General features: G+C 62.1%; 16 protein-coding genes, 3 tRNA genes and 1 pseudogene. 11 read left to right on the plus strand and 9 right to left on the minus strand.

All coding sequences use genetic code 11. The features are described from left to right. Positions 1–2 precede the first annotated feature (2 nt). The 5 genes from ACQRAG_RS01370 to ACQRAG_RS01390 all read left to right on the plus strand — a co-directional run bounded on the left by ACQRAG_RS01370 (position 3) and on the right by ACQRAG_RS01390 (position 4,957). Positions 3–740, plus strand: a complete 738-nt coding sequence (locus ACQRAG_RS01370; RefSeq protein ID WP_427803753.1) for an ABC transporter ATP-binding protein — start codon at positions 3–5, stop codon at positions 738–740. A gap of 4 nt (positions 741–744) precedes the next feature. Beyond that, positions 745–2,022 (plus strand): ABC transporter permease, encoded by a 1,278-nt coding sequence (locus tag ACQRAG_RS01375; RefSeq protein ID WP_418503806.1) that lies wholly within the window; start codon positions 745–747, stop codon positions 2,020–2,022. Next, positions 2,012–3,682, plus strand: a complete 1,671-nt coding sequence (locus ACQRAG_RS01380) for a formylglycine-generating enzyme family protein (RefSeq protein WP_427803754.1) — start codon at positions 2,012–2,014, stop codon at positions 3,680–3,682. Before ACQRAG_RS01375 ends, ACQRAG_RS01380 begins: the two co-directional genes overlap by 11 nt. A 65-nt stretch (positions 3,683–3,747) precedes the next feature. Then, positions 3,748–4,650 carry an NAD(P)-dependent oxidoreductase gene (locus tag ACQRAG_RS01385; protein WP_427803755.1) on the plus strand — a complete coding sequence of 301 codons (903 nt, stop codon included), beginning with the start codon at positions 3,748–3,750 and terminating at the stop codon, positions 4,648–4,650. Between the two features lie 230 nt (positions 4,651–4,880). Continuing rightward, a tRNA-Pro gene (locus tag ACQRAG_RS01390) sits at positions 4,881–4,957 on the plus strand. Positions 4,958–5,291: 334 nt separating this feature from the next. Here ACQRAG_RS01390 and ACQRAG_RS01395 read toward each other — a convergent pair. From ACQRAG_RS01395 to ACQRAG_RS01405, 3 genes are all read right to left on the minus strand, one after another. Then, complete coding sequence (locus ACQRAG_RS01395; protein ID WP_304037834.1) at positions 5,292–6,026, minus strand: DUF4851 domain-containing protein; 735 nt, start codon at positions 6,024–6,026, stop codon at positions 5,292–5,294. 192 nt (positions 6,027–6,218) lie between these two features. Next, positions 6,219–6,295 (minus strand) — tRNA-Pro (locus ACQRAG_RS01400). 449 nt (positions 6,296–6,744) lie between these two features. Continuing rightward, positions 6,745–6,821, minus strand: a tRNA-Pro gene (locus tag ACQRAG_RS01405). Between the two features lie 446 nt (positions 6,822–7,267). Between ACQRAG_RS01405 and ACQRAG_RS01410 the strand changes: the two genes are divergently transcribed. The 4 genes from ACQRAG_RS01410 to ACQRAG_RS01425 all read left to right on the plus strand — a co-directional run bounded on the left by ACQRAG_RS01410 (position 7,268) and on the right by ACQRAG_RS01425 (position 10,176). Beyond that, positions 7,268–8,707 (plus strand): putative sulfate exporter family transporter, encoded by a 1,440-nt coding sequence (locus tag ACQRAG_RS01410; RefSeq protein WP_168935947.1) that lies wholly within the window; start codon positions 7,268–7,270, stop codon positions 8,705–8,707. 14 nt (positions 8,708–8,721) lie between these two features. Continuing rightward, positions 8,722–8,886, plus strand: coding sequence for a hypothetical protein (locus tag ACQRAG_RS01415; RefSeq protein ID WP_006005257.1), 165 nt, complete (start codon positions 8,722–8,724; stop codon positions 8,884–8,886). An 82-nt stretch (positions 8,887–8,968) separates the two neighbouring features. After that, entirely contained in the window at positions 8,969–9,208 is a 240-nt protein-coding gene (locus ACQRAG_RS01420; protein WP_006005256.1) for a hypothetical protein, read from the plus strand. Between the two features lie 113 nt (positions 9,209–9,321). After that, a complete protein-coding gene (locus tag ACQRAG_RS01425) occupies positions 9,322–10,176 on the plus strand; it encodes an EamA family transporter (RefSeq protein ID WP_297137118.1) in 855 nt (284 codons plus the stop codon). A 288-nt stretch (positions 10,177–10,464) separates the two neighbouring features. Here the strand turns inward: ACQRAG_RS01425 and ACQRAG_RS01430 are convergent, their stop codons facing one another. Together ACQRAG_RS01430 and fdhF are read right to left on the minus strand one after the other, a co-directional pair. After that, positions 10,465–12,384, minus strand: coding sequence for a 4Fe-4S dicluster domain-containing protein (locus ACQRAG_RS01430; RefSeq protein ID WP_303877561.1), 1,920 nt, complete (start codon positions 12,382–12,384; stop codon positions 10,465–10,467). A 3-nt stretch (positions 12,385–12,387) separates the two neighbouring features. After that, a complete protein-coding gene (gene fdhF, locus ACQRAG_RS01435; protein ID WP_349117637.1) occupies positions 12,388–14,418 on the minus strand; it encodes a formate dehydrogenase subunit alpha in 2,031 nt (676 codons plus the stop codon). 196 nt (positions 14,419–14,614) lie between these two features. Here fdhF and ACQRAG_RS01440 point away from each other — a divergent pair, with 196 nt between their 5' ends. Further along, positions 14,615–15,211: a hypothetical protein gene (locus tag ACQRAG_RS01440; protein ID WP_289616123.1), complete on the plus strand. Its 597-nt coding sequence runs from the start codon at positions 14,615–14,617 to the stop codon at positions 15,209–15,211. Between the two features lie 81 nt (positions 15,212–15,292). Here ACQRAG_RS01440 and ACQRAG_RS01445 read toward each other — a convergent pair whose 3' ends face one another. The 4 genes from ACQRAG_RS01445 to ACQRAG_RS01460 all read right to left on the minus strand — a co-directional run bounded on the left by ACQRAG_RS01445 (position 15,293) and on the right by ACQRAG_RS01460 (position 22,781). Further along, positions 15,293–17,362 carry an HD-GYP domain-containing protein gene (locus tag ACQRAG_RS01445; RefSeq protein WP_303740345.1) on the minus strand — a complete coding sequence of 690 codons (2,070 nt, stop codon included), beginning with the start codon at positions 17,360–17,362 and terminating at the stop codon, positions 15,293–15,295. Positions 17,363–17,383: 21 nt separating this feature from the next. Further along, entirely contained in the window at positions 17,384–19,057 is a 1,674-nt protein-coding gene (locus ACQRAG_RS01450; protein WP_204675062.1) for an HlyD family type I secretion periplasmic adaptor subunit, read from the minus strand. Beyond that, on the minus strand, positions 19,044–21,341 hold the full coding sequence (locus ACQRAG_RS01455; protein WP_304048132.1) for a type I secretion system permease/ATPase: 2,298 nt from the start codon (positions 21,339–21,341) through the stop codon (positions 19,044–19,046). Before ACQRAG_RS01455 ends, ACQRAG_RS01450 begins: the two co-directional genes overlap by 14 nt. A gap of 147 nt (positions 21,342–21,488) precedes the next feature. Continuing rightward, entirely contained in the window at positions 21,489–22,781 is a 1,293-nt protein-coding gene (locus ACQRAG_RS01460) for a TolC family outer membrane protein (RefSeq protein ID WP_427803756.1), read from the minus strand. Between the two features lie 239 nt (positions 22,782–23,020). On the opposite strand from ACQRAG_RS01460, the pseudogene ACQRAG_RS01465 reads away from it, so the two are divergent. Further along, positions 23,021–23,811, plus strand: a pseudogene (locus tag ACQRAG_RS01465) (IS5 family transposase). The last annotated feature ends 262 nt before the right edge of the window (positions 23,812–24,073 follow it).

Raw genomic sequence — 24,073 nt, forward strand, 5'->3', positions numbered from 1 at the left:
GCATGGAAAATACGGTCTTCTCCCTGCGCGATCTGCATGTCGTCCGCCCGGGCGCGGGCGCGTTCCGCCTGCATGTCCGCAGCCTGGACGTACGTCAGGGGCAGCTGCTGGCCCTGACGGGCCCCAGCGGCTGCGGCAAAAGTACGGCCCTGGACGTGCTGGCCGGCATCCTGCGGCCCGACAGCGGCGACGGCTCCCGCTTCCTGCTGCACACCGCCGATGGCGAGACGGACATACTGGCCCTGTGGCGGGCGGGCCGTCTCGATGCCCTGGCCCGTCTGCGCGGCAAACATCTGGGCTATGTGCTCCAGACAGGCGGCCTGCTGCCCTTCCTTTCGGCCCGCGACAACATCCTGCTCCCCTGCCGCTGTCTGGGGAGCATGGGACGCCGTCTGGAGGCGGTCTGGAACATGGCCACGGCCCTGGGCATAGACCGTCTGCTGCTGCAGATGCCCGCCAGCCTTTCCGTGGGGGAGCGCCAGCGTGTGGCCATCGCCCGCGCCCTGGCCCACGGGCCCGCCATCGTGCTGGCGGACGAACCCACGGCCGCGCTGGATCCGGACCAGTCCCGCAAGGTCCTGGGCATCTTTGCCGATCTGGCCCGACAGCAGGGGACCACGGTGATCATGGTCTCCCACGATCCGCAGATGGCCCGGGAGGCCGGGTTCACGCTGGTGCCCCTGGCCTGCTCCACTACGGAGGAGGGCCCCCTTTCCGTCATCGACCATCCCCAACGGTAACGCCATGCATACCCTTGTACAGATCTGCCACCTTTCCCTGCGGGATTACCTGCACGAGCGTCTGCTCTCCGCCTGTGCCGTCCTGGGGCTGGCGGCCGTCCTGGCGCCGCTGCTGATCCTTTTCGGCGTCAAATTCGGCGTGGTGGAGACCCTGACCGAACGCCTGCGCAACGATCCCGCCACGCTGGAGATCTCCCCCGTGGGCAGCGGACACTTTTCCGCCGCCGATATGGACCGGTGGCGCGACGATGGCCGGGTGGCCTTCGTCATGCCCCGAACCCGCACCCTGGCCGCCACGGTGGAGCTGTTGCCGGAGCGGGGCACGCCTCTGCACGTCTCCATGGAGCCCACTGGCCATGAGGATCCCCTGCTGGCCCGCCATGCCCTGCCGGTACCGGCCCTGCTGCTGGACAGCGAGGACGATCCCGACCACCCGGGCCGCCTGCGTACCCGGGCCGCTGCCAGCGGTGTCGTGCTTTCCGCGCCCGTGGCCGAACGACTGGGCCTGCGGGCGGGCGACCAGTTGACCGGCAGGCTCGAACGCACCCGCAACGGCAAGGTGCAGGCAGTGCGCCTGCCGCTCAAGGTCATCGGCGTGCTGCCCCTGGCCGCCCAGCAAAAAAATGTTGCCTATGTGCCCCTGCCCTTCCTGGAAGCGGCGGAAGATTACCGCGACGGGCGCGCCGTGCCCCTGTTTGGCCCGGAACATGCCGCGGACGGCGACCAGCCGCCTGCCGAACGCCTGTATGCGGGCTTCCGCCTGTACGCCCGCAGTCTGGATGACGTGGCGCCCCTGCGGGACTTTTTCCAGCAGCAGGGCATCACCGTCCATACCGAGGCCGAGGCCATCGATCAGGTCAGGCGCCTTTCCACGTCCCTGGACATCATTTTCCTGCTCATCGGCGGCGCCGCTGCCGCGGGCTTCACGGCCTCCACGACCAGCAGCACCCTGGCCGCCGTCCGGCGCAAGCAGCGGCTCCTCGGCCTGCTCCGTCTGGGAGGTTTTTCCACGCTGGAGCTTTTGCTGTTCCCCCTGTTGCAGGCCCTGCTCACGGCCGTGCTGGGCACGGGACTGGCGCTGGGGCTCTACGCGGCTGCCCAGGGCGTGGTCAACCGCATCTTTGCTGCCGGTCTCGACGATATGGAGCATGTCTGCCGCCTGTTGCCGGAACATGCCGTCGTGACCCTGGTACTGGTCTGCCTGCTCTCCCTGCTGGCAGCCCTGCTGCCGTCCTTGCGCGGTGCGCGTACCGAACCTTCGGAGGTCATCCGTGAGATCTAGGCTGTTCTCTTCGCTCCTCTTCCTCCTGCTGCTGGCGGCCCTGCCGGCAGCGCCCGCCGACGCCGCCCTGGCCAAACGGGGCGGTGAGGTCTCCACGGCCGATGCCTGCAACCCGCACCCGGACAAGGACGATATCGTCCTGCCCATGCCCGGCGGGCTGAGCATGGCCTTCCGCCTGGTGGCCGTTCCCAGCAAAGGCCTGCTCTGGGACATGTCCGCCCGGCCCGGCCGCGATGATGCCGCCAACAGCGACCGTGCCTTTTACGACCGCCGCTACCGGGCCTTCCTCTCCGCGCCCTTCTCCCGGGCCGACCTGCCCGCCCAGTGGCGTGCCCAGGCCCCGGCAGGCGACTACTTTTTCTATCTGGTGGCCAAATATGAAGTGAGCCGCCTGCAATGGCAGAGCATCATGGGCAACGGTACGGGAGAGCCTGTGACGGATGCGGCCCGGCCTGTGACGGACATCAGCTGGTATGAGGCCGTGGAGTTCACCCGCCGCTACACGGAATGGCTACTGCAGAATGCCGCCGATGCCCTGCCCCATTACGCCGGGGACAGCCGTAACGTGGGCTTTGTGCGCCTGCCCACGGAAACCGAATGGGAATACGCGGCCCGCGGCGGCCAGACGGCCGGGCCCGAACAGCTGATGGAAAAGGATTTCTTTGCCCTGCCTGCGGGCGTTCCTCTGGCCGATTACGCTGTCTACCGTCCCGAAGGCGCGGCCCGTATCGCCGAAGACTGCGCCCGTATCGGCTCGCGCAAAGCCAACCCGCTTGGTCTGTATGATACGGCGGGCAATGCGGCCGAGATGGCGCTGGACATGTTCCGCTTCTCCGTGGGCGGCCGCCTGCACGGCTCCGCCGGCGGTTTTGTCCGCAAGGGCGGCTCTTTCCTTTCCGGCGAGGCGGAGATCATGCCCGGTCGTCGTGAGGAAAGCGCCTTCTTCCTGGCGGATGGCCCCGCACACGCCCGTGACCTGGGCTTCCGCCCGGTCATTTCCGGCATCAACACCCCGGGCGGCGACCGGCCTTCGGCCCTGCAACAGGCCTGGAACGCCGCGGGCCAAAGCAATCCCCTGGCCCGTGATGCCAGCCGCAATCCCCTGGAAGAACTGGACAGGCTCCTTGCCGCCGCACCTGACGACAACAGCCGCAAAAACCTGCTGACCCTGCGCGAGGCCATCAAGGAAAACAACATCCTGCAGGAACAGCAGCAACAGCTGGAGATGCAGTCCACCCTGCGCACGGCCGTCTACATGCTGGAGACCATCCGCAACTACGCCAGCCGCCGCAATTCCCTGCAAAGCCAGTACGACAGCATGAAGCGGGACAGCCGGACCGCCAAGGGCGAGCCCCTTGCCGCCCTGCGCCGGATCATGAAAACGGCCGAACAGGGGCTGGAGCAGTTCCAGACAGGCATCGACCGCTCCCTGTCCTTCTACCGGACCCGTGTGGAAGAGGCCGCCCGCCTGGACAAGAACGATTTCGAGCGGGCGCTTGCCAGCCTGCTCAAGGATTACGCGGGGGAAGACCTGTTCAACGAGAACATGCGCCGCAATGCGGAGCTGCTGCGCCGTCATGTCCAGAGCGCACGGGCAGGCAGGCTCCCCGCAGACAAAGCCATGCTGCAGGAGATCCTGCAGGCACGCACCGGCAAATAAGCCCAGGCACTGTGCCTGGTCACATTCACGCCGCCATCGCGGCAAGCAACAGAGGAGATGAGCCAATGAACGACAAATTGCGCCTCGGCTGGATCGGCACCGGTGTCATGGGTCACGCCATGGCCGGGCATCTGCTGGCTTCCGGCTATCCGCTGACTGTTTACAACCGCACCAAAGCCCGCGCTGAAGGGCTGCTGGCCTGCGGTGCCCGCTGGGCCGACACGCCCCAGGTAGTGGCCCGGAATTCCGATGTCGTCTTCTCCATCGTGGGCTATCCGCGTGACGTGGAAGAAGTGATGCTGGGCGAGCAGGGCGCGCTGTCCGGCCTGGCCGAAGGCGGCATCCTCTGCGATATGACCACCTCCAGCCCCGAACTGGCCCGGCGCATCGCCGAAGCCGCTGCCGCCAAGGGCTGCATCAGTCTGGATGCGCCTGTCACGGGCGGTGACATCGGTGCGCGTGAAGCACGCCTGTCCATCTTTGTGGGCGGCGACAAGGAAGCCTTCGAGCGCGTGCGTCCCTGCTTCGAAGTCATGGGCAAGACCATCCTGCACTGCGGTGATTCCGGCAGCGGCCAAAAGGCCAAGCTGGCCAATCAGGTAGCCATCGCCGGGGTCATGTTCAGTGTTTGCGAATCCATGCTCTTTGCGCAGGAAGCCGGTCTGGACGTGAAGCAGTGGCTGGAGCTGGTGGTTCCCGGCGGTGCGGGCAGTGTGGCCATGGGGACCCTGGGCCGCCGCCTGCTGGGATGTGACTACGCCCCCGGTTTCTTCGTGGACCATTTCGTCAAGGACCTGGGTCTCTGCCTGGAAGAATGCAAGCGCATGGGCCTGGTACTGCCCGGTCTTGCGCTGTCCGAACAAATCTACCGCATGGCCCAGGCCAAGGGCCACGGCAAGGACGGGACGCAGGTCCTGCTGCAGGTGCTTGCCGAGCTCTCCGGCAAACAGTGGCGGACCCACGCCTAAACGGTTACAGAGGATACGCGGGGGAAGGCCTGCCTTCCCCTGTTTCCGCTTTTCCCTATGACTTCCCTGAAACAGCGGACATGCCCAGTTTTAGGAAAGAGGAACGAGCCCGGCCTGATCGCCCTGCTGCCGACAAAGCAGATTCGGGAGCTCCGGCATATTTTTTTGGGGGCAGCTGATGTTTTTTGTTGACATCATCAGGGAAGGCGCGTAGAAGACTTTTCTTGTGTCGGGATGTAGCGCAGTCTGGGAGCGCACTTGAATGGGGTTCAAGGGGTCGAAGGTTCAAATCCTTTCATCCCGACCAGAAAGCAGAAACCCCAAGGGATCTACGGAAACGTGGATCCCTTTTCTGTTTTGGGAATCTGCCCTTTCCCTCTTTCCGGTATTCCGGCTTGCCGGTCATTCCGCGAAGCCGGACCATACGGGACAAACTTTCCCCGCCGTTCCCCGGATCATGGGGATGGTATCGGCCCTGGCCGACCTGGCAGACAGCAGACAAATCCATCGTCCACAAACAAAAACGCCACGAAGGTATCCTCCGTGGCGTTTTTCGTATGTGCAAAAAATCCGGGACCGGCAAACAGGCGCCATGCTTTCGGCAACTCCGCTGTCCCCTCTGTCTACAGGAACAAAAACTTCTAGGGACGGCCCTCGCGTTCCACTTCGCCTACCCAGCGGGAAAGGCGCGTGCGGGAATAGCGGTCTTCGGCTCCATCCAGCTTTTTGAATCCCTTGATGTTGGCCTCCAGCCAGGCCTTGTCCGTCATCAGGATCTCGCAGGCCTTGCGGGCCCGCTGCTGAAAGGCATTGAGGGCGGCACCGTCAAAGGCGATGTCCCTTACCTGGTCTTCCGGGACAGGTTCATGATATTCCATGATGACCTGGGTCTTGCGGAAGTTCAGCAGCAGCTTTGCCCTGTACGCAAGACAGGCGGCATGATCCGTACAAAACGGATCGCTGTCGCCGTCCAGCTGCATAAGGCTTTCGTAAAGGGTCTCCCCCTTATAGGCATACTGCTGCGCCCGGATGGCCGGGAACGCCGGATGATGCGCGGCCTCCCACTCCCAAGTCCCTTCCGTGTCCGCCACGGCCGTCACCAGAGTGCCGGTACCGTTACCGTAGACAGCGAACCAGATACGGGCATCGCCATCTACAGAGTGCCGGGTTTTGGGACGCAGGGTCCGGTTCCCCAGGCCTTGCAGCCGCATGTCCGCAGCAGGAGCAAAGGTCAGCGGGGGACGGGCACGGGAAACGATGACCGTCTGGTCTGACGCGGCCAGCTGGCCCGCTCCCCGCAAAGGAGGTTGCCCCCCCATAAAGAAAACAAAAACAGCCACAGCAATGATGGCAACAACTATCAGCAGGATTTTCATGGTTCCTCCAGAGCGCTTGGCAGACCGGAGCCATACGTCCGCCGCAAGCATGTTAACCGCATCCACGACGGAGCAAAAGCCCTGTCGCGCAGAGGTTCGGATCCGGGCAGAGAGCCTGCAACAGCAGATCTTACCCCCTGAAAACAGAAAAGGGATCTACGTTTCCGTAGATCCCTTGGGGTTTCTGCTTTCTGGTCGGGATGAAAGGATTTGAACCTTCGACCCCTTGAACCCCATTCAAGTGCGCTCCCAGACTGCGCTACATCCCGACGCGAAGATGTAGATAGACGAAGATAGCAGGCTTGTCAATAAAAACATCACATTTTTTCAAAATAGCTATCTCCGCCCTTCTGTGCAAAAAATGGCAAGGCTGTCGACCGGAGGTCTCCATTCCTCCACCCTGCAGGGGCACGCCCCGTACTGACCTTGCCGGCAGGAGCTAATCCCGCCTCTTCATATGATAGAGGTCCGCATGCAGCGTGAGCCTGCTGTCCGCATCCCTCATGTCGCACAAGCGATAAAGAAAGGCACAGCCGCACGCCACTTCCGGAAGAAAAGGCCCGGAGTGCAAGGCGAAGCTCATATGCCCTGCCGTATCCTCCAGGACAGGCTTTTACCACCTGCCTGCCCTCAGGGCGAAAACAGGGCCGAATCCTCAGGCGCCCAAAAACAGAAAAGGGACCTACGTTTCCGTAGATCCCTTGGGGTTTCTGCTTTCTGGTCGGGATGAAAGGATTTGAACCTTCGACCCCTTGAACCCCATTCAAGTGCGCTCCCAGACTGCGCTACATCCCGACGCGAAAAAAAGAAGTACGCTCGACCAGCCTCTTTGTCAACATAAAATTCTTTTGAGAAAAAAATTTTTTGCTTTTGTGAAATTTTAGGGCAATTTCTGCCGTTTTCGTTACATTGTGAAGCATTTCTCAGCCCGTATGAACATCCGGACACATTGCCAACTTATTGATTTCCATTAACTTTCAAATGCCTTTTTGCCTGATGGAACTCCACTGAGCTTGTTTTTTTCTTCTTTTGCCAGAATATTTTTCATAAAAACCAAGCATTCACCTGCATTGACAAAAAAAATTTCCTGTGTAGAAGACAGATGGCCGCGCAGCCTGGGGGGTCAGGATGCCGGCTGGATTTTCCGGTTTCCCCTACTTGTGTCACATATTATTTCATAGTATGTCACACGGAAGGGATTTTTTCACCAGGTTGAGAAACCTGTAATCAGGAGGTTGGATATGACAACCAAATCAGCCTTTAATGAAGACAAAGTAGCCCTGCTGCTTGGCTGCATTATCTTCATCTTGGGCCTTGGCAAGTTCGCTGGACTGGATCTCCTTGGCTGGGTGGTAAAAATCGGCATGTGGGTCGATAGCCCCGTCGATGCCTGGAAGCCCGCTACCAAGGGCATGATGGCCGGCTGGCAGTCCCTGCTGGCTACCTATGTGTTTGTGACCGGTCTGCTGGCTATCGGCGTCAAACTGATGAAGGGTAACGTGGGCCGCTTCGTGGGCTCCTTCACCGTGATCTTCTTCATCGCCATCGCCTGCTACACCGCCGGCGCCAACGCCTACATCGCTGCTAACCCCACTCAGCTGGCTAAGCAGGGTATTCCGTGGGCTCTGGGCCTGAGCACCGAAGCCGGCCTGATCGCCGCTCTGGTCATGGGCATCCTGATCAGTAACTTTGCCCCCAGCGTTGCTGACTCTCTGCGCGATGCCTGCCGCCCCGAGCTGTTCGTTAAGATCGCCATCGTGGTTCTGGGTGCCGAACTGGGTGTGAAGGCCGCTGATGCCGCCGGTTTTGCTGGCCACATCATCTTCCGAGGCCTGTGCGCCATTGTTGAAGCTTACCTGCTGTACTGGGCCGTGGTTTACTACGTTGCCCGTAAGTACTTCAAGTTCAACAAGGAATGGGCCGCTCCTCTGGCTTCCGGTATCTCCATCTGCGGTGTGTCCGCCGCTATCGCCACTGGTGGCGCCATCCGCGCCCGGCCGGTGGTCCCGATCATGGTTTCTTCCCTGGTCGTTGTGTTCACCTGCATTGAAATGCTGATCCTGCCCTTCATCGCTCAGACCTTCCTGTACACCGAGCCCATGGTGGCCGGCGGCTGGATGGGCCTGGCCGTGAAGTCCGACGGTGGTGCTATCGCTTCCGGTGCCATCACCGAATCCCTGATCCTGGCCAAGATGGCCGGTCTGGGCACTGAATGGGAACCCGGCTGGATCGTGATGGTGACCACCACCGTCAAGATCTTCATCGACATGTTCATCGGTATCTGGGCTCTGGTCCTGGCCTACATCTGGACGGCCAAGTTCGACAAGACCCGTGGCGACCGCACCATGACCTGGGGCGACGTCATGGACCGCTTCCCCCGCTTCGTGCTGGGTTACCTGGGTACCTTCCTGGTCCTGCTCATCGTCTGCCTGAGCACGCCTGAACTGCACAAGGTCGGCAAGGCCATGTCCGGCGCCATGAACGGCTTCCGCGTCATCTTCTTCCTGATGACCTTCTTCAGCATCGGTATGGTTTCCAACTTCCGCAAGCTGATGGAAGAAGGCATCGGCCGCCTGGCCATCGTGTACATCGTCTGCCTGTTCGGCTTCATCATCTGGGTCGGTCTGTTCATTTCCTACGCCTTCTTCCATGGCATGACCCCGCCGGTGGTTGGCGCCTAGTTTAAAGGAGAACAATGATGGAAGACAAAGAAGTCAAATTCCACGAAGAAGTCCAGAAGATGGAATACGAGCCCCTGGATGAGACTGAAATGAAGCTCATCCACTGGAGCTGGGGCCTGGGCGTGGGTCTGCTGGTGGTGCTGTTCCTCATCAGCAAGTTCGTGATGACCACCCACTAGACCTCGGGCTGCTAAACACGTAATAAGGATGCCGGGAAGGGCCTGCGCCCTTCCCGGCTCTTGCGTACAAAGGACAAGTATCATGCCGCGTTATCATCTGCGTTACCTTAAGGGCCCCAACTATACCCTGAACCTGGAGTATGACGGCATCGTGGAAGCCTCTTCCTTTGAGGAAGCCCTGCGTCCCCATACCGACTGGCCCATTACGGAAAGCTACGACCATGCCACGGCTACGGCCTGGAATCCCGGTACCTGCATGTATTATCAGGAAATGTGGGAAGCTGCCCTGCTTCCCGATGCTGACAAGGGACAGCAAAGCTAGCACCGCACGGAGCTGACGCCTGCAAGGGGAGGACTGACAGAGACTCCCCTTGCGGTGGGATGCGCTCCTCATCCCTTTCCCCTCACCTGCCACAGGGCGGCCGGACAGCTTTCATGAACATCTCAGCCACGTCACCTCTCGTTTCTGTCCTGCTCCTGCTGGTCTCCATGTCTTCCATCCAGGCCAGCGCCTCGCTTGCCAAAACCATCTTTCCCCTGGTGGGCCCGGCCGGCACCACAGCCTTGCGCCTGCTGGTGGCCTCCGCCATCCTGCTTGTGGTGATGCGCCCCTGGAAAAAAGCCATCCCCCGCAGTGCATGGAAGGTCATCGCCGTTTTCGGACTGGCCACGGCAAGCATGAACCTCTGCTTTTACGAAGCCCTGAGCCGTATCCCGCTGGGGGTCGCCGTCGGTCTGGAATTCACCGGCCCCCTGACGGTAGCCATGCTCTCTTCCCGCCGCCTGGTGGACTTCATCTGGGTCATCCTGGCCGCAGCCGGCCTCGCCATCCTGCTGCCCCTGCGCCAGAGCGCGGACAGCATCGATCCGCTGGGCGCGGTGCTTGCTCTCTGTTCCGGCGTCTGCTGGGCGCTCTACATCATCTTCGGCAAAAAGGCAGGCAGCAGTCTGGACAAGTCCTGCGTGGCCCTGGCCATGCTCGTGGGCAGCTGTGCCATTTTCCCTGTAGGCCTGGCCTCCTCCGGCATGGATCTGTTCAGGCCCGAGATCCTGCCCCTGGCCCTGATACTGGGGATTTTTTCCTCTGCCCTGCCCTACGGTGTCGAAATCATCGCACTGAAAAACCTGCCTTCGCGCACGTTCAGCATCCTCATGAGCCTGGAGCCTGCGCTTGCCGCCCTTTCCGGATTCCTCTTTCTGGGCGAACAGCTGAGCCTTGCCCAGTGGGCAGCCCTCTCGGCCATCATCAGTGCGTCCATCGGCTCCACGCTGACCATCAAAAAGCAATAACGCAACGCCGCCCATACGGGGAAGCAGCCTTTTCGGCCATCGACAGGACAACGTACTTCCCGCACCGGCATCCCTTCCTCGCCTGATGGCTCATAAGGCCTCGTCTTTTCCCGGACGTGCCCTCTCTACGGCCGTCCTTTGCCAGAGGGCACTGCCTTCTTCCTCTACCGACTCTCCGATCAAGCCCCGGCATAACGGGGGGAACATCTGCGTACCAGCAGGCTAACGCCCACAAAAAAAGGCGGGGACACATCGCGTCCCCGCCCTTTTCATACGTATTGGCAGATCCTAGAACTCTTCCGGCAACTGCAGCATTTCCTCATAGGTGAACACGGGCCCGTCCAGGCACATATAGTGCGCACCCACCTTGCAGTGGCCACACTTGCCCACACCGCAGCGCATGTGGGTCTCCAGCGAGGTGAAGATGTCCTTGCCGTTCATGCCGAGGCCCAGCAGGTCGCGGGCCACCAGCTTGATGCGGCGCGGCGAGGCACACAGGATGGCCCGGGCATTGGCCCAGTCGAAATCCAGTTCCGGCAGCAGGTCGTTGATATAGCCCACATGGGCCTGGACGGCATCCGTCGGCTTGGCCAGGGCATACTGCACGGTCACACCGGGGATCTTGCTCCAGTCCTTCAGATCCTGCTTGTAGACCAGGCCCTCATAGCGCGTGGCGCTGGCGATGATGGCGATGCGGCCGTAGCGTTCCCGCTCCTGGAGCAGGCGCACGATGATGGTCCGCACAGGGGCAAGGCCCACGCCGGACCCCACCACCAGCACGTCCCGTCCGGCAAAGGAACGGTAGGGGAAGCCCTTGCCGTAAGGTCCGCGCAGGCCGATGACATCCCCCACGCCAAGCTTGGCCAGGGCCGACGTCACCTTGCCCACTTTCTTGACGCAGAACTCGAACTGGCCGTCGTGCTGATCGCCGAAGGGGATGGACAGGGCCACTTCCCCCACGCCGAAGACCGTGACCATGAAGAACTGGCCCGTCAGGCGGAAGGTCTCGGCAAGGCGTTCATCCATGTAGCGGACCACATAGCGACGGATGTCCGGGGTCTCGTCATGGATGGCCACGATGCGCGCGGGATAGGGCGTGAACAGCTGGGGGTCGATACGGGTGGACGCCCGTTCCGGGATGGAGACCGGCATGGGCTTACGCTGCCCCTCGGGCGGGCAGTCCTTCACCACGGTATCGGCTATCTTGCGGATGTCGATGCCTGCGGGGCAGACGTCGATGCAGCGCCCGCAGCCCACGCAGCCTTTTTTGCCGAAGCGGTCCTGGATGTAGACCAGTTTGTCCATGATGCGGTGGCGCACGGCGGCAGCCTTGCTGCGCGGATTGTGCCAGCCGGCATTACGCGTAAAGCCAGCCGTCTGGCAGGAGTCCTTGACGCGGACGCGGCGGCCGGACTGGGCATCCAGACGTTCCTCGTTGAACTGGAAACAGGTGCAGGTCGGGCAAACGGCCGTGCAGCCCGTGCAGCGGATGCAGGTGGGCGTGATCTCTTCCCACACCGGATGGTCGAAGCCCTGCAGCAGGGCCGTACGGATCTGGGAAAGATCGGGCAGCTTCTGGAAAGAGTCCCGGCAATCCTTTTCCAGCTCGCCCAGCCGGGCACGCAGAGCGGCTTCGGTCACGGGACGGAAAAAGACCATGGCCTGCCCCACAAGGCTCTCGCCCTTGTCCGTGGCGCATTCCACCCAGCACAGATCGCCGTCCAGCGTCAGCATCAGGTCAAAGCCGCTGCGGGCAAAGGGGCCTGTGCCCGTGGCCGCGCAAAAACAGCTTTTCCCGGGCGTACGGCAGTTCATGCCCACGATGGTGACGGCCTCGCGCCGCATGGAATAATTGATGTCCCGGTATTCGCCCAGGTAGAAATCATCCAGATATTCCAGAGCGGACACATCGCAGGGGCGCATGCCGAAGATGACCGTCGAGGCCATGGCTTCCGCACCGGGCTCGGCCACATACGTACGTTCGTTGCCTTCCCAGCGGAACAGCACATCCTGATAGCCGTTCAGAACGTCCACCGGCGGCATGGCAAGGTTGGTATAGTCGAGGCACAGGCCCTTTGCCGGAACAAAGCTCTCCAGGCGCGTGGTCCCGTCCTGCTCCTTGCAGGGGCACAGCACACGGGAGCCTGACTGCCAGGCGGTCAGCAGGGCGGGCAGGTCCGCCGGATTCATGGTATAGTATGCGGACATGGCTTAGACCCTCTCCAGCCTGACGGCGCTGATTTTGTATTCAGGGGTTTTGCTGACCGGGTCCAGAGCGGTGCAGGTCAGCAGGTTGACCATGGCTTCGGCAAAATGCAGGGGAGCGAAGACCACGCCCTCGGGCACATCATCCGTGATGTGCATGCGCGAGACCACAGCTCCACGACGGCTGACCATGCGCAGGCGGGCGCCTTCGCGGATCTCCAGCTTTTTGGCGTCAGCGGGATTGATGTCCGTCACCAGCTCGGGCAGCTCACGCTCCAGCATGGCACAACGGCGCGTCATGGTCCCGGTCAGATAATGGGCATGGCGCATGCCGGTGCTGAGCAGGAAGGGATACTCCTCGTCCGGCAGTTCCGCCGGAGGCACATGCGGGATGGCGGCAAAAAGCCCCTTGCCGCGGGTGAAGCGCCCCTGATGCAGGATGGGCGTGCCGGGATGGTCAGGCGTGGGACAAGGCCAGCACAAGCCCTTCCCTTCCAGACGGGCATAGCTCATGCCGCCCATGTTGGGGGCCAGGGAGCAGATCTCGTCAAAGACCTCCGACGCCGAGGCGTAATGCATGTCATAGCCCAGCCGCCGGGACAAAGCCTGGATGATCTGGCCGTTGGTCCGCCCCGCCATGGGCGGGATGGCCTGGCGCACGCGCTGCACGCGGCGCTCGGAGTTGGTGAAAGTACCGTCGGTCTCCGCGAACGACGCACCGGGCAGGACCATGTGCGCCAGTTCCGTGGTCGGCGTGGGGAAGATGTCGAGGCAGAGCAGGAACTCCGCCGACGACAGGGCCTTCACCACATGGCCGGAATCCGGGTCGCTGACTACGGGATTCTCGCCCATGATGATCATGGCCTTGAGCTTGCCCTCCTGCAGGCCGTGCATCATCTCCATGGCCGTCAGGCCGCGGAAAGGCGACAGGGAGCGTCCCCAGGCCGCCTCGAACTTCAGGCGGACCTTCTCGTCATCCACGAACTGGTAGCCGGGATAATAGTTGGGCAATCCGCCCATATCGCAGGCGCCCTGCACGTTGTTCTGGCCGCGCAGCGGGTTCACGCCGGTACAGGGACGACCGATCTGACCGCAGAGCATGGACAGGTTGGCCAGGGAACGGACATTGTTCACGCCGCAGCGGTGCTGGGTGATGCCCAGGCAATAGACGATGGCACTGGTCTCCGAACGGGCATAGAGTTCCGCCGCACGGAACAGGAGCTCACGCGGCACGCCGGTGACCTCCTCGGTCCGCTCGGGCGTCCATTCACGCAGGCTTTCGCGCAGCTCGTCGAAGTTCTCCGTGCGTTCCGCGATGAAGGCCGCATCGTGCCAGCCATTTTCATAAATGATGTGCATCAGGCCGTTGACCAGCGGCACGTCCGTTCCCGGACGCAGGCGCAGGTGCACGTCCGCCAGGCGGGCAAGGTCCGTCCGGCGGGGGTCGGCCACGATGAGTTTGCCGCCCTCACGATGGCAATGCATGAGCCGCATGCCCACCATGGGATGGGCGACCGTGGTATTGGAACCGATCACAAACAGACAGCTCGCCTGCTCCAGCTCGTCGAAAGAGTTGGTCATGGCGCCGCTGCCGAACGAAGTGGCAAGACCTGCCACAGTGGGGCCGTGTCAGAGACGGGCGCAGTGATCGATATTATTGGTCCCCAGCGCGCAACGGGTGAGCTTTTGCAGCAGATAGTTCTCTTCGTTGGTGCAGCGGGCGGAGGTCAGCACGCCGATGCTGTCAGGGCCGTACTGGTCACGGATGCGGGCCAGCTCCCCGGCGGCATGATCGAGGGCGCTTTCCCAGTCCAGGGACTGCCAGCCCTGCTCCGTCCGCAGCAGGGGCGTTTTCAGACGGTCAGGGTGCTGTATGAATTCATGCACGTTCCAGCCCTTGACGCACAGCTTGCCCCGGTTGACCGGGCTGTCGGGCGTGGGCACGGAACGCTGAATGCGGCCTTCCGCAGTTTCCAGGGTCAGGCCGCAACCGCAGCCGCAATACGGGCAGGTTGTCGCCGTGTGACGAATATCCATAAGTCTCTCCGCGATATCACATCATGTCCGGGCCGGGACGGCACGCCTTTGTCCGCCACACTCCGGCATGAGCCTTTTTTCCAGCTTTGGAGTGGAAAATTTTGTCGTTTTTTTCCATAAAAAAAGGTGCCCAACATGTCAAAGAGAAAGGCTTTCTTTTCTTGAAGACAGACCGGCACCACACAAGGAGACCCGCATGGACAACGCATCCCCCTGGCAAGCGATGGCCCGCGCCACGCAGGCAGAAGCCCGGGATATCGTGGCGGAACTGGACATAGAAGGACACTGGCGCCGGGCAGGCGCCGTGGTCCATGCCGTGGGCTCGTTCAGGACGGGCCTGCTGGTCCGGCACAGGGACATAGACTTCCATGTCTACACGCCGACTCTGGACCGCGACCTCAGCTTCCGTGTCATGGCGGCCCTGGCCAGTTCCCCCTATCTGAACAGCCTGCACTTCGTGGACGGCAGCGCAACAGAAGAACGCTGTCTGGAATGGCATGGCATCTGGCAACGCCCCGGCGGCGCCCCCTGGCAAATCGACATCATCCATATCGAGAGCGGCTCGACGTTCGACGGCTATTTCGAACGCTTTGCCGACCGTCTTTGCCGGCGCCTGGACGATGCGACGCGGGATACCATCCTGCGCCTCAAATACGAGACGCCGGAAAACGAGGGCATCCACGGGGTGGAATACTATCAGGCTGTTCTGGAAGGCGGTGTGCGAACGCTGGACGAGCTGCGCCGCTGGCGTGCCGCGCATCCCCTGGACGGCGTGAACCTCTGGATGCCCTGAGGTTCGGCAGCCCCAGGCATAACGTATGAAAAAGGGCGGTACCCTTCCCCATCCGGAACAGATACCGCCCTTTTTATGCTGCTATTGTTGCAATATCCGGACGAATTCCTTGCCCTGCGCACTTTGCAGGAACGCCGCCAGGGCATCCACCACCTGCTGGTCATACTTGAAAGGACGTTCGCGCAGGATAGCCAGAGCCGCCGGTTCGTCATGACGGCGCCGGTAGGAACGCGGACGCATCAGGGCGCAGAAGGTGTTGGCCACGGCCAGGATGCGGGCCTGCAGGCAGATGGCCTCGCCCTGCAGCTTCCGGGGATAGCCGGAACCGTCCATACGCTCGTGCATCTGCTCGATGGTCTGCAGGACAGGCAAGCCGAAATCTATGCCCCGCAGGGCCTCCACGGCATAATCCACATGCTTTTCCATCAGCAGGCGTTCCTCGGGCGTCAGGGGACCGGCCTTGGTCAACAGCTCGTGCGGCAGACGGATCATGCCCACCTGAGACAGGCTGGCCGCCGTGCGCAGCGTGGACTCCAGCGCCGGATCGTCCTTGCCCAGCCAGGCCGCCAGATGGTAGGCGAGCTCGCCGGTGAGCCCGGACTGCCCCTTCAAATAAGGGTCCACCGCTTCCACCGCGTGGGTAAAGGCCTCGACGGTCTGGCGCAGCATGGTGGCAAGGCGCTGTTCCGCCTCCACGTGGGCCGTGATGTCCCGATAGACCACCACGACGGTCCCTGATGCGCCGTCTTCCGCGGCAAAGGGCAGGCACTGCACATTGAGGTGCACCAGCTTGCCCTCGACCAGCATGTCTTCCTGATCGGAAAATTCCGTTCCTGTCCGCCAGACGAATTCCACGTGGCGTTCCAGGCTCCGGGCCAGATAATCCGGAAGATGCCGTACCTGCATAAGGTGGAGCACCTCTCCCTGGCAGCGGGCCAGACGGGCGAATTCCGTATTGGCATAGACGATGCGGCCTTCACCATCCACCAGGGCCAGCGCCGAATGCATGGCCCGCAGGACCGTATCCAGCAGGCAACGCTGCCGGGACATGGTCGCGTAGAGGTCTTTCAGCTCCCGCACCTCGCCCCGCTCCCGGCGGATGCCGAGCCACCAGTAGAACCAGACCAGGATCCCCGCCAGGCAAAGGAACAGCAGGCCGGCCATGGTCCAGACGCGCCAGGCCATGTCGTCCTGTTCCTGCCGGACGCTGTCCGCCCGGCAGGCCACGGCCGCATACCAGGACGTCCCCGGCACGGGCTGGCCGACCACAAGGCAGTCCATGGTCCCGGAAATGGCGGGCAAGACCATGTCCCGGGGCGTCATGTCCTGACCGAAGCCCGCAGGCAGGGTCACCAGGTTGAGGCTTGGACGTTCGCCCATGCCGATGGCCTGGACAAGGTCGCCGCCGGTCTCCAGCAGCAGGCTCATATAGCCCAGCTCGGAGGACTGGCCGACCCCTCCCAGGAGCTTGCCGATATCACAGGTGACCAGCAGGATCCCCTGGGGCGAGTCGTCCGCCGAAACATAGCCCGGCGCCGTCACCGGACAGTAAAAATCCACCAGCAGACGCTCCCCCTGGAGCCGGACGGGCAGCATGCCCGCCCCGGACAAGGCTCCCTTGCTCCGGCGCTGCTTCAGCAGCGTCCTGGTATCCGCCTGCCAGCCCTGCCCCACCAGCATGACCGGTTCCAGGGTCCTGTCCAGCAGGGCCGCACCGGCAAAATCATGCCGGGAGATGAACTCGACAAATTTGCGATAGATGAGCGTGGCATGAGGCGATATGTCGCGCAGGGCCTGACGGTCCCGCGCATCAAGGCCGCTGTGCCGCCCATGCTCCTGTTCCGTCCAGGGGGTCTCCCCCAGCTCGCGCAGCAAGGCCACGGGCAGGTCCGTCTCCGCTATCTCCGCCGCCAGCAGACGCAGCATGTCGTAGCGGGCCATCTCCGCCACAGCATCGCGCTGGACACCGGTCCATACCGTCACCATGGCCGCTGCCGTGGACGTATAGGCGGAAAGCTGGCTGCCCGTCCTGTCGAGGATCTCGCGCTGTTCCGCACTGTTGAAGCGGGTGGCCCCGATGACCGTCAGGGCGAGCAGCAGTATCAGCCCTCCCAGCAGGGGCCGCAGTGACACACGTTCAGGATTGCGCATAGAAGCTCCGCACAGCAGGGATCAGCGCTCGGTAAGCGCGTTCTGCCTGGCTTTCATCACAGGTTTGAGGATATAATCGAGCACCGTCTTCTTGCCGATGATGATGTCGGCCACCACGATCATGCCCGGGATGATGGGCAGGATCTCGTCGTTACGCCGGATGGCCGTCTCTCCGGTACGGACTTTGACAAGGTAATAGAAATCGCCCTTTTTGTCTTCAATGGTGTCCGCGCTGATGGATTCCAGCTTGCCGGGCAGACCGCCGTAGATGGAGAAATCATAGGCCGAGACCTTGATCATCACGTCCTGTCCGGGCCGCAAAAAGGCCACATCCTGCGGACGGACGCGCACCTCCACCAGAAGGCTCTCGTCCATGGGCACGATGTCCATGATGGCCTCGCCCGGCTTGACGACCCCGCCCACCGTATTGACCAGTATCTGCTTGACGCTGCCCCGCACGGGACTGCGTACTTCGGTGCGCGTCACGCGGTCGCCCCCGGCGGTCAGGGATTCCCGCACCGAGCCCAGCTCCGTGCGCCGCTTGTTGATCTCCTGGCTGATGGCCAGCTGCTCTTCCGCCACCCGGCTGCCGATGCGCTGCCGGGCCTCATCCATCATGGCCTGCGTCTTGGGGATGGCCGCGGCCAGCATATCGATCTCGCCCTGGGTCTGGATGATCTTCTGCTCCAGCCCCAGATAATCCATGCGGGAATAGTTGTTGCGCTGCAGCAGGCGCTTGGCCGTATCCCGCTGCTCCGTCTCCAGCACCAGGCTGCCGTCCAGCTGTTTCTTGCGTGCCAGCTGCTCCGCCACCTCGCTTTGCCGCTGGGCATACTGGGCCTCCAGCATGGAAAGCTCGGCCCGCAGTTTGGAACTTTGCGCCTTCCAGGTGTTCCGCTGGTCATCGACGATCTGACGGGCGCGCTCCACAAGGACGCCGTCCGGCTCTTCTCCCAGTATCTCCTTGAGGAAGACGGGCAGGTCACTGGGGAAGACAGGCTCCTCGTCACGCAGCATGGCCTCCAGCCGCATGATGGCCAGACGGTGTTCCACCAGCTTGTACAGGGCATCCCGGTACGAGCTCTCGGCCATGACGTTTTCCAGCTGGGCCACGACCTGCCCTTTTTCCACGACCTCGCCCTCCCGGACGAGCACGGCCTGGAGGATACCGCCTTCCAGGTTGGAGACCGACTGCGTACGCCGGGATCCCACCACGGAACCTTCTGCATGGGTCACTTCGTCGATGGGGGCCCAGGCGGCCCAGACGAGCAGCGCCACGACGAGCAAGGCCACCGCCACGGACAGGGCACGGGCCGTGAACGCGGGCCTGCGGGACAGGGCCGCATCCACCTCGCTGGCATAATTGATGTCATCCGGCATCAGACCATGCAGGGGAGCGTCCAGAGCCGCGAACAGCTCCTTTCGCGTCATGGGCTTGTCTCCGGCGGACGATGCCTGGCTGAAATTTTCGCGCAGGCGCGCCGCCATGCCGGTGGCGGGACGCTGCTCCCGCTCGGCATCCCCCACGAAGATCAGGCGGAACACCTGCCGGATGCGGGCGAACAACGAACGCTTCCGGGGCTGCCCGTCAGGTACGGGAGCCTCGGGAGGCAAAGACGAAAAGATATCTTCCGGCGGCCTGGTTTCAATACGGTCACCGCTCTGCGTCGCGGGATCCGGCTTACGGGCGTCCATCCTTCCCCTCCTTCACGGCAGCGGCTCCCCCGGGGGCCTCCTGCCCTTTTTCCGGGGCAGGCTTTCTGGCTGCAGCGGCGTTGTCGCGCAAGCGCTTCAGGATGGCGTCACGCGGCCCGAACATCCGCAGCCTGCCGTTCTCCATGACAGCCAGCTTGTTCACCATGCGCAGCATGCTCAGGCGATGGGTCACAAGGATCAGGGTCCGCCCCTGCGAGACGGCTGCCAGCCGCTGCTGCAGGCGCTGCTCGGAATCCGTGTCCATATTGCTGGTGGGCTCGTCCAAAATCAGCACCTCAGGATCGCGGACCAGCGCACGGGCAAGAGCCACCGCCTGCCGCTGCCCACCGGACAGGGCCTTGCCCTGCTCACCGACCTGGGCCGCGAAACCGGCGGGATTGTTGCGGACAAAATCCGTCACCCCGGCAAGGGCCGCGGCCCGGAACACCAGATGGTCATTGATGGTGGGGTCCCCCAGGACGATGTTCTCACGGATGCTGCCATAAAACAGGACCACGTCCTGCGGCAACACGCCGATGCGCCCGCGCAGCTCCGTGGTCGGCAGCTGGCGCAGGTCCACGTCCCCGAATTTGATACTGCCCTTCTGCGGCTGGTAAAAACCTGTCAGCAGCTTGGCCAGGGTGCTTTTGCCCGAGCCCATGGCCCCGATGATGCCGATCCGGTCGCCGGGATTGATGCGCAGGCTCACGTCCTCAAGGGCCAGACGCATGGAATTGGGATAGGCGAACGAAACGTTCTCCACGGTAAAGGAGGGCTGCAACTCGCCAAAATCCATGCAGGAGCTTTCCGACTGGTTCTCGGAAGGCAGCTCCATGAGCAGGTCGAGGGCCTGCAGGGCAACACGGGAATTCTGCAGGCGGGTCAACAGGGAGGCCAGCTGCATCAGCGGCGCCATGGCCCGGCCCACAAGGATGTTGCAGCCGATGAGGGCCCCCATGGTCATCAGGCCTTCCGAGATCCGGTAGACGCCCCAGATGATCATGCTCACCGTGACCATATGGGTCACCAGGGTGGAGGCCGTCACGGCCAGACTGCTGTACCGGCGCGACTCCGCCGTCGATTTGGCGGAAAGCCCCACCACAGCCTCCCACAGGCGCTGCATCCGGCTCTCGGCCTGGCAGGCCTTGATGGTCTCCAGGCCGTTGACCATCTCCACGAGCAGGGCGTTCTTCTGCATGTTCTGCTTGTAGCTCTGCTCGGCGCAGCGGCGTGCCGCGGTCTGGAGGAAGAGCCCCAGCCCGATGAGGATGGGCATGGCCGCCAGCGGCAGGAAGACCATGGGCCCGGCGATGAAGGCGATCAGCAGCAGGAAGATGACCAGGAAGGGGACGTCGATGCAGGCCAGCAGCGAGGACGAACTGAAGAATTCGCGCAACTGCTCGAATTCACGCAAATTGTTGACCAGCGAGCCCGTGGATTCCGGCTTGCTTTCCAGCCGCATGGTAAGGACCTTGTCCACCAGATTGCTGGAGAGCACGATGTCCGCATTGCGCCCGGCCACGTCCACGAAGTGCGTGCGCAGGGCCCGCAGCAAAAAGTCGAACAGATAAATGATGATCACACCGGAAGCCAGGACCCACAACGTCTCTATGGCATTGTTGGGCACGACCCGGTCGTAGACGTTCATGGCGAACAGGGGACTGGCCAGCGCGATGAGGTTGATGATGACGCTGGCCAGCGCCACATGCCGGTAGATGGGCGCATAATAGCGCAGCACGTCCCAGAACCAGCGTTTTCCCTTGGCCAGACGCAGCTTTTCCACATGCTCCTGCGGACGGCCGGGGACAGCCACATACAGGGCATAGCCGGTATATTCCTCCTGCAGCGCGTCCAGGGGCACCAGCTGGCTGGCGCTTTCCGTCTCCGGGAAGATGACTTCGGCCTGAGCCGTCTCGGCTCCGGTCTCGCCCGCCTCTGCCCCCGCCGGAGCTCCCGGTACCAGCCGGGTCAGGACACAGCTGCGGTTGCCGGACAGCAGCAGGATGCAGGGCAACGTCAGGTTGGAGAGGTCAGCCAGCCGGGGACGATACAGCACGCTGCCCGTCAGGCCCGCCTTGCGGGCGACCCGCAGGCACGCCTGGGCCGAGACGGTACTGCCCGAAAGCCCGGCCAGCAGGAACTGGGGAGACAAGGCCTTGCCCCGGAGGCGGCACAAGGAGGAAAGACTGCGCAGCAAAGGCGGCATGAAATCGACATCGGAAGGCCGCAGGCCTCCGGCTGCCATTTCCGGGCCGCGTGTTTCCCCGGATCCGTTTTCCGACATATGAACAATCCTTTGACGTCCATCCTGTGGACGTCCTGTCGCAAAACAACAGGCAGAGGAGCTCTGCCTGTTGTCGCATCGAAACCCTCCCGGCAGACCAAGCTGCCGGAGTTGTCATGGGCTACCCGGGAAGCAGGGGCTCCCCGGTTACTTGAACCAGCCCATTTCAAAATCTTCGCCCTTGACGGGCTGGGCTTCCTTGGGCCCCGACTTGATCTCTTCCGCCGGGACCCCCATACGGGGCAGCAGGTCACCGGCCAGAGCGCACATACGGTAGGCGCCTACAAGGATATTGCCGCGGGCGGTCTCGGCCTGGCTGGCGGAATTGTAGAGTTCGTTCTCCGAATCCAGCACGTCCAGCAGGCTGCGCGTACCCAGCAGGAACTGGTCATGGTAGGCCTGCCGGGTGTAGGTATTGTTTTCCACGGCCTTGGTGTAGAACTTGTATTGTTCCTTGGCCGCCAGATAGTTGCTCCAGGTGGATTCCATGTCCAGGCGCAGGGTGTCCATGTAATCGTACAGGTTCTGCCGGGCCTCGCGTTCCCGCGCCGAGGCCGCGCGGATGCCTTCCACGTCGGCGCCGCTGTTGAACACGTTCCAGCGCACCGTGGCCAGGACATCGAAGCTGTAGACCCAGCGGTCACGGTCGCCGCCGCGGTCACTGTACTCCGGCCCGGCCTCCAGCTGGAAGGTCGGATACATGGCTGACTGGGCCAGTTCCTTCTCGCCCTTGGCAGCACGGATGTCCTGCAAGTAGGCGGCCAGCTTGGGATTATGCTTTTCCGCCATCTGGATGAAGGCCGCCGCGGTATCGGGCATCTCGGCCGGCATGGGCACCGCATCCAGCTTGCCGACCGTATAGATGCCGGTCAGGCGGGAATAGGTGGCATAGGCCACGCGCAGGGCGTCTTCCGCCTCGGCCAGGGCGGAATGGGCACGCTGCAGGCGCGATTCCGCCTGCGTCACATCGGCCTGGGTATCCGCCCCCATGCGGGCGCGGTCACGGGCCTGGGCCAGGATGGACCCATGCCGGGCCACGTTGTTGCGGGCCAGCTCCACCAGCTTGATACGGCGCAGCAGGTCGATGTGGGCGATGATGCCATCCAGGGAAAGGGACGTGGCCGTGTCGAAGATCCTGGCCTTGACGGAATCCAGGGTGGCCTGGGCGGCACGCACGCGGCTGCGCGTGGCAAAGCCGTCCCAGATGGGCTGCACCAGCTTGGCGGAGACACTGCCCACGCTCAACCACTGGTCATCGAGGTTCAGACCGCGGGACGTGGTGTCGCTCAGGACACCCACGCCGATCTCCCCCGTGACGTCCACACGCGGGCCGAAGCCGGCACGGGCCTTGTTGAGCTCATGCTCCAGGAGCGCACGGTTCTCCTTGATGCTCATCAGGCTGCGATGGTTGTGCAGCACACCGTACACGGTATCGTTCACTGAGATATGCGTCGCGCCGTTCCCCTGTGCCGGGGTATCCCGGGTCCATGCCGTACCTGTCCCCCCGGCCAGCAGACAGCATGCAGCGACGATTATCGCTCCCCACGTTTTGCGAGTTGTCATAATTTTTTATCCTCCTCACAGTTTTTTGAGCGGCACTCCCATTATGCAGGAATGCTATATTTAGAAGTCATTTCATAATTCCAGAAAAAGTCATAAAAATCGTGTAATCGAATTTCATGAGCAAATACCAAAGATTAACAGATGACCAATGGGCAATTTTGGAACCTCTCCTTGCAAATGAGGCTTCTTCCGTGCGGGGAGGGCCTCCTGTCCATGATGACCGCTCTGTACTAAACGGCATCTTATGGGTATTGCGCACTGGTGCCGCCTGGGCTGACTTGCCGGAGAGATTCCCGTCTTCATCAACCTGCTATCGCCAATTCAGCAAGTGGGTCAAAACGGGCGTATTCCGAAAAATCCTTGAGGCTCTCGCCCGTGACTTTGAAGAGCGTGGGGCCATAAACCTCTCGGAATGCTTCATTGACGGCACGTTCGTGGTGGCAAAAAAAGGGGCGCAAAAGTGGGAAAGACCAAGCGGGGGAAAGGTACGAAGCTCATGGTTATTGCAGACGCTTCTGGTCTTCCACTCGCCCTGCACACGGATTCTGCTGGTCCTCATGAAGTCACCCTTGTCCAAGCTACCCTCGATAAAATTGTCACAGTGGGACAGCCCAGAAGAATTATTGGGGATCGTGCCTATGACAGTGATCCGCTCGATAACGCCCTTGCTGCCCAAGGGATTGAGATGATCGCACCACATCGGCGCAATCGAAAGCGTAAAGCAACGCAGGATGGTCGCCCCTTGCGGCGTTATCGTCGCCGTTGGAAAATCGAACGACTTTTTGCTTGGCTCAATACGTTCAAGCGGACAATGGCACGCTGGGACAGGTTCCACCAACACTTTACCGCCTTTGTTCATTTGGCATTTTCCATGATTTTACTCAGAAGAGTCATCAAGGAATTATGAAATGACTTCTAGCCAGGTTCCGCAAGGCATTGCGCGACAGTTTCACATGCTCCTCCTACATTTTGCTGCCAGGCCGGACATCCCGCGCTGGCGTTGGCAGTGACGAAAAAGCGTACTTTTTTGGCAGTCATATGATTCCAAAAATATTACTATAGAAATAGCCACATGTGAATAGCAAGTACATTCCACACAACAGTACATGCCGCATGGCGAAAAAGTACACCTTTTTGCCATGTTCAATCTTCAGACTTTTTTATGGATT

This window comes from Desulfovibrio sp. SGI.230, assembly GCF_050313065.1.
Lineage (GTDB): Bacteria > Desulfobacterota > Desulfovibrionia > Desulfovibrionales > Desulfovibrionaceae > Desulfovibrio.